This window comes from Psychromonas ossibalaenae ATCC BAA-1528, assembly GCF_000381745.1.
Classification (GTDB): domain Bacteria; phylum Pseudomonadota; class Gammaproteobacteria; order Enterobacterales; family Psychromonadaceae; genus Psychromonas; species Psychromonas ossibalaenae.
In genome coordinates, this window is record NZ_KB907001.1 from 45917 (window position 1) to 55001 (window position 9085).

Genomic DNA, 9085 nt, shown 5'->3' on the forward strand with positions numbered 1-9085 from the left:
CTAAGATTAATTAAAATTCTATTTGTTTAAAAACGACAACGGCAATGACGGTATAAAACCAGCATTGCCGATAATTACGCACCACCTGCTCCTAGCATTAGGAATAGATAGCTTTAATGAACATCACGCCAATATTCTTTCTTCAATAAGTAACTTAGAATAAATAGTATCACTAGGAAACCAAGTACCCAGAAACCTAAGTTTTGACGCTCTAGCTTATTCGGTTCACCGGCGTAAACGAGGAAGTTTACCAGATCCAGTACCGCGGCGTCATACTCATCGGATGACATCTCACCATTTTCATTGCTCTCAAAACCGACAATCGTTTTATGCTCAACGCCGTTTACAACGGTAGTTTCAAAAACGGCCGTAGGAATACCCTGCAGCTCTTCAAGTACATGAGGCATGCCCACATCTTTAAACACGGTATTATTCACACCAAACGGGCGGTTTTCATCTTTGTAAAAAGAACGCAGATAAGTGTAGATCCAGTCAGGACCACGTAAACGTGCTTCTAATGTCAGATCTAACGGCGGATTACCAAACCATTTCGCAGCATCTTTTTCATCCATGCTGTTATTCATCAAATCACCGATTTTACTGTCGGTAAAAATCAGATTATCTTGCATTAATTCAGCAGGGATATCCAGATCTGTCGCCACTCGCTGGTAACGCTGATACCCCGTTGAATGGCATGCAAAACAGTAATTCATGAACAACTTAGCACCGTTCTGCAGTGAGGTTTTGTCCGTTAAATCATATTCAGCTTTATCTAAATGAACATTACCACCGGCGGCAAACACCAGTGTCGGTAACAGTGCCACTAAGGCTATCATTAATTTTTTCATTTGAATGTTAACCTCGTTGGCAGCGGTTTAGTTTTTTCGTTTTTACTGTATACCCAAAGTGCAATAAAGAAACCGAAGTAACCAACAGAGGCAATCTGTGCAATGATGGTACGAACCGGTGTTGCAGCTAGCGCGCCTAAGACACCTAATACAATGAAACAAATAATAAACTGAGTAATATTCGCTTTATGAATCCAGCTGCGGTAGCGGATTGACTTTACTTTACAGCGATCTAACCACGGCAGCAGGAATAAAATGGCAATTGATCCGCCGAAAAATACTACACCGATTAATTTATCAGGAATTGCACGTAGAATTGCATAATACGGCGTGTAATACCACACTGGCGCGATATGATCCGGTGTTTTCAGACTGTTTGCCGGCTCAAAGTTCGGCGGCTCAAGGAAGTAACCACCGCCTTCAGGTAGAAAGAAAATAACGGCGCAGAAGAAGATTAAGAATCCCGCGACCCCCATAATATCTTTAACCGTGAAATAGGGGTGAAAGGGAATGGCATCGATAATATCTTTTTTACCACTGTAATGTTTGTGGAAAGTAAATTTACCCTTAGCTTCTTCAGAAGCACTGCCTTTTTTCTGTTTAATCTCAATACCATCGGGGTTATTTGAGCCCACTTCGTGCAGTGCAACAATATGTAAAAAAACTAAGGCGACCAGCGCTAAAGGTAAAGCAACAACATGCAGTGCAAAGAAACGGTTTAAGGTAGCGCCGGAGATAACATAGTCCCCGCGGATCCATAAAGTCAGGTCATCACCAATAATTGGTATCGCACCAAACAAAGAGATGATTACCTGAGCTCCCCAGAATGACATCTGCCCCCAAGGCAGCAGGTAGCCCATAAAGGCTTCAGCCATCAGTACCAGGAAGATCAGCATGCCGAAGATCCAGATAAGCTCACGCGGTTTCTGGTAAGAACCATAAATTAAACCACGGAACATATGCAGGTAGATAACCACAAAGAATGCAGAAGCTCCCGTTGAGTGCATGTAGCGTAATAACCAGCCGTAGGGTACATCGCGCATAATGTATTCAATAGATGCAAATGCGCCTTCTGCAGACGGGTTATAATGCATTGTTAACCAGATACCGGTTAATAATTGATTAACCAGCACCAACATCGCTAGTGAACCAAAAAAGTACCAGAAGTTAAAATTAACAGGCGTCGGGTATTGTGCTAAATGTTTATTCCACGTTTCAGTCATAGGAATACGTGCATCAACCCAGTCGATTGTGCCTGTGACTAGTTTTTTAAGCATTAGGCATCTCCTTTATCTAAACCGATTAGAATTTGTGTATCACTGACATAATGATGCGGTGGTACAACTAAATTTAGCGGAGCTGGTACATTCTGGAAAACGCGTCCCGCCATATCAAATTTTGAACCATGACAAGGGCAGAAGAAACCGGACTCGATCCCTTCAACCTGTTCGCCAAAGGAATCTGGAAGGTAAGTAGGAGAGCAGCCCAGATGTGTACATAAACCAACAGCGACGAAAATCTCTTCTTTTAATGAACGATTTATATTTGATGCATATTCAGGCTGCTGCGGCTCCTGCGAGTCAGGATCGCGTAACTGCCCTGAAAGCGAGGCTAATTCATCGATAATCTTCTGCGTACGAGATACAATCCAAACGGGTTTACCGCGCCATTCAACACGAATCAGCTGACCCGGCTGAATCTTGCTGACATCAACAGCAACAGGGGCTCCAGCCGCTTTTGCTTTTTCACTTGGGCTCCAAGATTTCACGAAAGGTACTGCAACAGCGGCAGCCCCCACTCCGCCGACAACCGCGGTTGTCAGTGTCAGAAACTTGCGGCGACCAGAATTAACAGGCGCATTGCTCATTTAACCATCTCCATTGTGAGCTGCAGAAAAGCAGTTCAGAAAACATAAAACTTGATATGCACATTTTTCATGTTGCAATAAGTGCACAAAAACTGGCTGAATTCTAAAGAAATAGACCAATATTTACAAGCTATTAACATTACTTTTACGAAGGCAGAAGAAGAAAAGCACGGCTTAATTGACCATGCTCTCATTAAGTGAACTATTTATGAGGTAATAGACTAAAAATAAACGACATTAATTATGCAGGGCTGTCCATGATTGATGCCGAGCCGTTCTTAGCTAACTCGGCAAGATCTTTATCGATCCAGAACAGCGCCTTGCCGTCTTCACCGACTAATTTTATTTTATCTAGAATGCCTTTGAATAATTTCTCCTCTTCATGCTGCTCAGCGACATACCATTGTAAAAAGTTAAAAGTAGAATAATCATGACTGCTGAATGCAGCATGGGTAAGCTCATTAATCTTTTTAGTAATCAGGCATTCATGCTGATAAGTTTCCATAAAGATATCTTTTAAAGAGTCAAATTCATGCGGCGGTGCCTCAATCGCCCCTAAAATGGGTAACGCCCCTGTTTCACTCACATAGGTAAACAAACGGTTCATATGCTCCATCTCTTCTGCAGCGTGATTACGAAGCATTAATGCAGCCCCTTCAAAACCTTTATCTTCACACCACGCGCTCATCTGCAGATATAAGTTCGACGAGTAAAATTCCAGATTAATCTGTTCGTTTAATTTTTCAACCATAGTATCGGCCAGCATATTGAACTCCATTATTAAATTACTGTAAGTATTTCTTTAAACATTCACTTTATACCAAATATATAGAATAAGCGATGCTGGAGAGAGAATGAAAATGAGGCAGGAAAATAAAGGACGAAGGGGAATCAACTAGACTGCAGACGGAAATTTAGAATAAAAAAAGCCCGGTATAAACCGGGCTTTTTGCAGTACTGAAAACGAAATATTAACGTTTTGAGAACTGTGGGCGTTTACGTGCTTTGTGTAGACCAACTTTCTTACGCTCAACTTTACGTGCATCACGGGTAACAAAACCAGCGCCGCGTAGTTCAGAACGAAGAGTTTCGTCATACTGCATTAATGCACGAGTGATACCTAGACGGATAGCACCAGACTGACCCGTAGTACCACCACCTTTAACAGTGATGTTAAGGTCAAACTTGTCAGTAGCACCAACAAGTTCTAATGGTTGACGAACAACCATACAAGCAGTTTCACGACCGAAGTATTCATCGATGTTACGCTTGTTGATAGTGATTTGACCACTACCTGCTTTTACAAAAACACGAGCTGTAGAGCTTTTGCGACGACCAGTGCCGTAGTATTGATTTGCCATTGTTTTAATCCTATTAGATGTCTAAAACTTGTGGTTGCTGTGCAGAATGTTGATGCTCAGTACCAGCATAAACTTTCAGTTTACGGTACATTGCACGGCCTAGAGGGCCTTTTGGTAACATACCTTTAACAGCTTTCTCAATAACACGTTCAGGTGCACGCACGATAAGATCTTCAAAATTAATTGATTTAATACCACCGATGAAACCAGTGTGGTGGTAGTAGATTTTACCTTTAGCTTTATTACCAGTTACGGTAATTTTCTCAGCATTGATAACAACGATGTAATCGCCAGTATCAACATGCGGAGTGTATTCTGCTTTATGTTTACCACGTAGACGTAAAGCGATTTCAGTAGCCAGACGGCCTAAAGTTTTACCTTCAGCATCGACTACAAACCAGTCGCGTTTGACTTCAGCTGGTTTAGCAACAAAAGTTTTCATTAAGTTATACCCAATTTAATGATTTAAAAAAAATATGACTATCATTATTGATAATCAAAAATGTATTTGCCATTTCGTATCCCTTCGAATACGTCAAGCGTAATCAAATCCACCATATTAATTTTGGGGTGTGGATAAGGTGGGCGGCGAAATTATATAGAAAAAACCAACAGAGATCACCTTAATATTGAAATAATTAACAATAATTATTTTCGGCTTAAACTGGCGCGGATAAGTTTTACTCTTCGCTATGATGTGCCTGCTGTAAATAGGCTGTACTCTGCATCTCCAGCAGCCGGGAAATACAGCGCTGGAATTCAAACTTCAGCTTAGTTCCTATATATAACTGCATTATTTCCACTTCCGCAGAAATAATAACCACGACGTGACGATCGTAAAATTCATCAACCATCGCAATAAAACGGCGAGCAAGATCATTATGCTGATCATTCATCTGTTTAATATTGGCAATCAGAACAGTACGGTAGAGAATTGCCAGTTCAATATAATCTAATACACTGCGAGGGCCGCCGCACAGTGATTCAAATTCAATACTTAAAGTATCAACACTATAAGCGGCAGCGGCAATACTGCGGCCGTTGATCTTAATCGGCTGAGCATATACCCGGTCTCCATCAGCTAAGCTTTCGAAAGTCTGCTCAATCTGCACAGCGGCTCCTTCATCTAACGGGTAATGATAAATCTCCGCTTCAATTAACCGCCCTATACGGTAATCTTTTCCGCCGTCTAAATTAACTATTTCACAAAAACTACAGACTAATTCTATAGCTGGCAGAAAACGCGCTCGTTGTAATCCGTTTTTATATAAATCGGCCGGATGAATATTGGAAGTGGCAACCAGCACGACTCCCTGTTCAAACAGGGCTTCTAACATACCGGCCAGAATCATAGCATCAGTAATGTCATCAACAAAAAATTCATCAAAACACAAAATATCAGTTTCCGATGAAAATTTTTCAGCAATCATTTTCAGCGGATTAACCTGCCCTTGTAACTCAGACAGTTCTTTATGCACCCGAAGCATAAAATGGTGAAAATGCAGGCGTAATTTGCGCTCTGTATGCAGGCTATGAAAAAACAGATCCATCAGATACGTTTTGCCGCGCCCTACGCCGCCGTAAAAATACAACCCGTTTAGAGGCTGTTTTTTTAACGGTTTATTAAGCAGCTTTTTTAATAAAGACGGCAGAAAGCCATTTTCCACGTGCTCGGCAGTTTGCCCCTGCAAGTCGGTATAAAGACGCTGCAGGTGTTCGACAGCGGCGGCCTGGGAAGGGTCCGCAAAAAAGTCAGGCTTTTCCAGATCCGCCTGATATAAAGAAAGTGGGGTCACAAATAGCTCGATGTAATAAATAAGTTTAATCAGATATTTAACCCAGCAGCCGAGGTTATTCAACAATATTTTAAAATATTGTTTACAAGTGAGAAATAAAGCCCTGTTTTTCTTTGTATTTACAGAACTATTAAGCAATCCTTTAGTCAATACTTAAATCTTGACCATAAATAAGGAATTTTATTGTGAGTAAATTCAGCGCTTCCGTTTTTTTCACCTGCAGTTTAATAATGCTTAGCATTAACTCATACGCAGCTCTGCCGCTGGCCGTTGCCGGAAAAGCCCTGCCGAGCCTTGCCCCTCTCGTCGATAAAGTAAGCCCGGCAGTAGTTAATATTTCAGTTTCAGGCAGTCAGTCTAATCAGCAGATTTTTCCCGACCTGTTTCAGTTTTTCGATAAAGACGGTCAAGCTGAAACTCCTAAACAGCCCTTTATAGGTCTAGGATCCGGTGTTATTTTTGACTCGAAACAAGGTTACATCATTACCAATTTTCACGTTATTGAAAATGCAGAAGAAATAAAAGTGACACTAAAATCAGGCCACCAGTTTGATGCACAGGTTATCGGGCAGGATATGCACAGTGATATTGCGCTTTTACAAATTAAGACCAGTAAAAAACTAACTCAAATCCCCCTGGCTAACTCTAATAATCTGCGGGTCGGCGACTTTGTTATTGCCATCGGCAACCCGTTCGGCCTAGGGCAAACGGTTACTTCGGGTATTATCAGTGCACTTGGACGCAGCGGTCTTAATCTGGAGAATTTAGAAAACTTCATCCAGACAGACGCGGCTATTAACAGCGGCAACTCCGGAGGAGCGTTAGTTAACCTCAATGGTGAACTAATCGGCATTAATACCGCCATTTTAGGCCCTAACGGCGGCAATATAGGCATAGGTTTTGCGATCCCTGCCAATATGGTAAACAACTTAGTTCAGCAGTTATTACAATATGGCGAAGTCCGCCGAGGTATTTTAGGAATAAAAGGCGGGGAATTAACACCGGAGCTGGCTAAAACTTTTGACCTGGAATCTCAGCACGGAGCGTTCATATATCAAGTAAGTCCTTACTCAGCCGCTGAAGAATCAGGAATTAAAGCAGGAGATGTTATTGTTTCATTAAACGGGTATACCATTAAGTCTTTCGCAGAGCTGCGCGCAAAAATCGGCAGTCTGAGTGCAGGCAAGCAGATTTCATTAACCCTTATAAGAGACGGTGAAACTCTCAATCTCACAGCTGTACTCAAAGAGTCATCAAGCAGTAAAGTGCAGGCGCAGGCAATCCACCCCTCTTTATCGGGAGCTGTATTAACCAATACAATTTCGCCAGATGAAAATAAAGGTGTAGTAGTAACAGAAGTTGAGAGGGATTCAACTGCTGAGCGTTATGGTCTGCAGCAGGGAGATATTATAATAGGTATTAACCGCACGCGAATCCGCAATTTAAAGGAACTTTCGGATCTAATTAAAACATCGCCGGAGATTTTAGCATTAAATGTGCTCCGCGATACTAGACGTTTATATTTAATATTAAACCAATAAACAAGGTAAAACGGCCTTTATTCGTAATAAACTTACAAATAAAGGCTAAAAATCGAAATAAATTGATTATAAATCATTTTTTATTCGATTATTTCTTGTAAAATACGCGCCATTAAATATGGATATTAAATTTTTTTTAAAACTTGTAATAAAAAAACATAATCACTCTTGGAGAAAAGACGGTGAGAAAAACTAAAATAGTATGTACGATTGGTCCAAAATCAGAATCGAAAGAGATGTTAACTAAACTAGTTGAGAACGGCATGAATGTTATGCGCCTTAACTTCTCACATGGTAACTTCGCTGAGCACGGCGGCCGTATCGAGACTATTCGTGAAATTTGTACTGAAACTGGTAAAAACGTAGCAGTATTATTAGATACTAAAGGTCCAGAAATCCGTACAGTTAAACTGGCAAACGGTGATGACGTATTATTAACTGCAGGTCAAGAGTTCACTCTTTCTACAGACCAGACAATCGTTGGTGATAACACTATCGTTGCAGTAACTTACGAAAACCTAACTAACGACCTAGCTGTTGGTAACACTGTTTTATTAGACGATGGTCTAATCGAAATGACAGTTAAAAGCATCACAGATACAAACGTTGTTTGTGAAGTAATGAATACTGGTGAGCTAGGCGAAAACAAAGGTGTTAACTTACCAGGCGTTAAAGTTCAACTTCCAGCTCTATCTCCTAAAGATAAAGGTGATTTAGTATTTGGTTGTGAGCAGCAGGTAGACTTCATCGCAGCATCTTTTATTCGTAAGAAAGAAGACGTTTTAGAAATCCGTGAGCTATTAAAAGCAAACGGCGGCGAAAAGATCCAGATCATCTCTAAAATTGAAAACCAGGAAGGCGTTGATAACTTCGACGAAATCTTAGCAGTTTCTGATGCGATCATGGTTGCTCGTGGTGACTTAGGTGTTGAAATCGCTGTTGAAGAAGTAATCTTCGCACAGAAAATGATGATCGAAAAAGCCAATGCAGCACGTAAACCAGTTATTACTGCTACGCAAATGCTTGATTCAATGATCAAAAACCCGCGTCCTACACGTGCTGAAGCTGGTGATGTTGCAAATGCAATCATCGATGGTACAGATGCAGTAATGCTTTCAGGTGAATCTGCTAAAGGTAAATACCCTGCAGAAGCAGTTGAAATCATGGCAACTATCTGTCAACGTACCGATGGTGTTATGCCAACACAAACTGCATGTGCTAAATCTGAACTACGCATCACTGAAGCAGTATGTAGTGGCGCAGTAGTCAACGCTGAGCAACTTGGTGCTAAATTAATCATCGTAGCAACAGGCGAAGGTAAATCTGCACGTTCAGTACGTAAATACTTCCCAACTGCACAAATCTTAGCGCTAACAAGCAATCCTAAGACTCGCCAACAGTTAGCATTAACTAAAGGTGTTTCTGCTAAAGTTATCGAACAGCAAGCTACTATCGAAGATTTCTACAAGCTAGGTATGGACTTCGCTAAAGAGCAAGGTTTAGTAGTAAGTGGTGATAAAGTAGTGATTGTTTCTGGTGCTCTTGTTGATTCAGGTACTACAAACACTTCTTCTGTACACGTTATTGCTTAATAACTAAATACGGAAAAATAAAAGCACTGCATTTAGCGGTGCTTTTTTTTGTCTGGATTTCGGTCATCCATAAGTTGATT

Annotated in this window: 9 protein-coding genes; 2 read left to right on the forward strand and 7 right to left on the reverse strand. The window is 41.0% G+C overall.

Annotated elements, in window-relative coordinates:
* Positions 1-113: 113 nt before the first annotated feature.
* The 7 genes from G327_RS0115990 to zapE all read right to left on the reverse strand — a co-directional run bounded on the left by G327_RS0115990 (position 114) and on the right by zapE (position 5872).
* On the reverse strand, positions 114-848 hold the full coding sequence (locus G327_RS0115990) for a cytochrome c1 (RefSeq protein WP_019615809.1): 735 nt from the start codon (positions 846-848) through the stop codon (positions 114-116).
* Positions 845-2125 carry a cytochrome b gene (locus G327_RS0115995; protein WP_019615810.1) on the reverse strand — a complete coding sequence of 427 codons (1281 nt, stop codon included), beginning with the start codon at positions 2123-2125 and terminating at the stop codon, positions 845-847. The genes G327_RS0115990 and G327_RS0115995 overlap by 4 nt, the downstream gene beginning before the upstream one ends.
* Positions 2125-2715 carry a ubiquinol-cytochrome c reductase iron-sulfur subunit gene (petA, locus tag G327_RS0116000; RefSeq protein ID WP_019615811.1) on the reverse strand — a complete coding sequence of 197 codons (591 nt, stop codon included), beginning with the start codon at positions 2713-2715 and terminating at the stop codon, positions 2125-2127. The genes G327_RS0115995 and petA overlap by 1 nt, the downstream gene beginning before the upstream one ends.
* Before the next feature lie 241 nt (positions 2716-2956).
* Positions 2957-3481, reverse strand: a complete 525-nt coding sequence (gene ftnA, locus G327_RS0116005; protein ID WP_019615812.1) for a non-heme ferritin — start codon at positions 3479-3481, stop codon at positions 2957-2959.
* A 205-nt stretch (positions 3482-3686) separates the two neighbouring features.
* A complete protein-coding gene (gene rpsI / locus G327_RS0116010) occupies positions 3687-4076 on the reverse strand; it encodes a 30S ribosomal protein S9 (RefSeq protein ID WP_019615813.1) in 390 nt (129 codons plus the stop codon).
* 13 nt (positions 4077-4089) lie between these two features.
* Positions 4090-4518 carry a 50S ribosomal protein L13 gene (gene rplM, locus G327_RS0116015; protein WP_019615814.1) on the reverse strand — a complete coding sequence of 143 codons (429 nt, stop codon included), beginning with the start codon at positions 4516-4518 and terminating at the stop codon, positions 4090-4092.
* Between the two features lie 238 nt (positions 4519-4756).
* Entirely contained in the window at positions 4757-5872 is a 1116-nt protein-coding gene (gene zapE / locus G327_RS0116020; RefSeq protein WP_026339400.1) for a cell division protein ZapE, read from the reverse strand.
* 182 nt (positions 5873-6054) lie between these two features.
* Here zapE and G327_RS0116025 point away from each other — a divergent pair, with 182 nt between their 5' ends.
* Together G327_RS0116025 and pykF are read left to right on the forward strand one after the other, a co-directional pair.
* Positions 6055-7413: a DegQ family serine endoprotease gene (locus tag G327_RS0116025; RefSeq protein ID WP_425413794.1), complete on the forward strand. Its 1359-nt coding sequence runs from the start codon at positions 6055-6057 to the stop codon at positions 7411-7413.
* 182 nt (positions 7414-7595) lie between these two features.
* Positions 7596-9005 carry a pyruvate kinase PykF gene (gene pykF, locus G327_RS0116030; RefSeq protein ID WP_026339401.1) on the forward strand — a complete coding sequence of 470 codons (1410 nt, stop codon included), beginning with the start codon at positions 7596-7598 and terminating at the stop codon, positions 9003-9005.
* Positions 9006-9085: the final 80 nt, after the last annotated feature.

What these genes read in the sequence shown, in the direction of transcription:
- rplM (WP_019615814.1), bottom strand. Translation starts at nt 4,518, where the DNA reads ATGAAAACTTTTGTTGCTAAACCAGCTGAAGTCAAACGCGACTGGTTT.
- G327_RS0115990 (WP_019615809.1), bottom strand. Translation starts at nt 848, where the DNA reads ATGAAAAAATTAATGATAGCCTTAGTGGCACTGTTACCGACACTGGTG.
- G327_RS0115995 (WP_019615810.1), bottom strand. Translation starts at nt 2,125, where the DNA reads ATGCTTAAAAAACTAGTCACAGGCACAATCGACTGGGTTGATGCACGT.
- rpsI (WP_019615813.1), bottom strand. Translation starts at nt 4,076, where the DNA reads ATGGCAAATCAATACTACGGCACTGGTCGTCGCAAAAGCTCTACAGCT.
- petA (WP_019615811.1), bottom strand. Translation starts at nt 2,715, where the DNA reads ATGAGCAATGCGCCTGTTAATTCTGGTCGCCGCAAGTTTCTGACACTG.
- ftnA (WP_019615812.1), bottom strand. Translation starts at nt 3,481, where the DNA reads ATGCTGGCCGATACTATGGTTGAAAAATTAAACGAACAGATTAATCTG.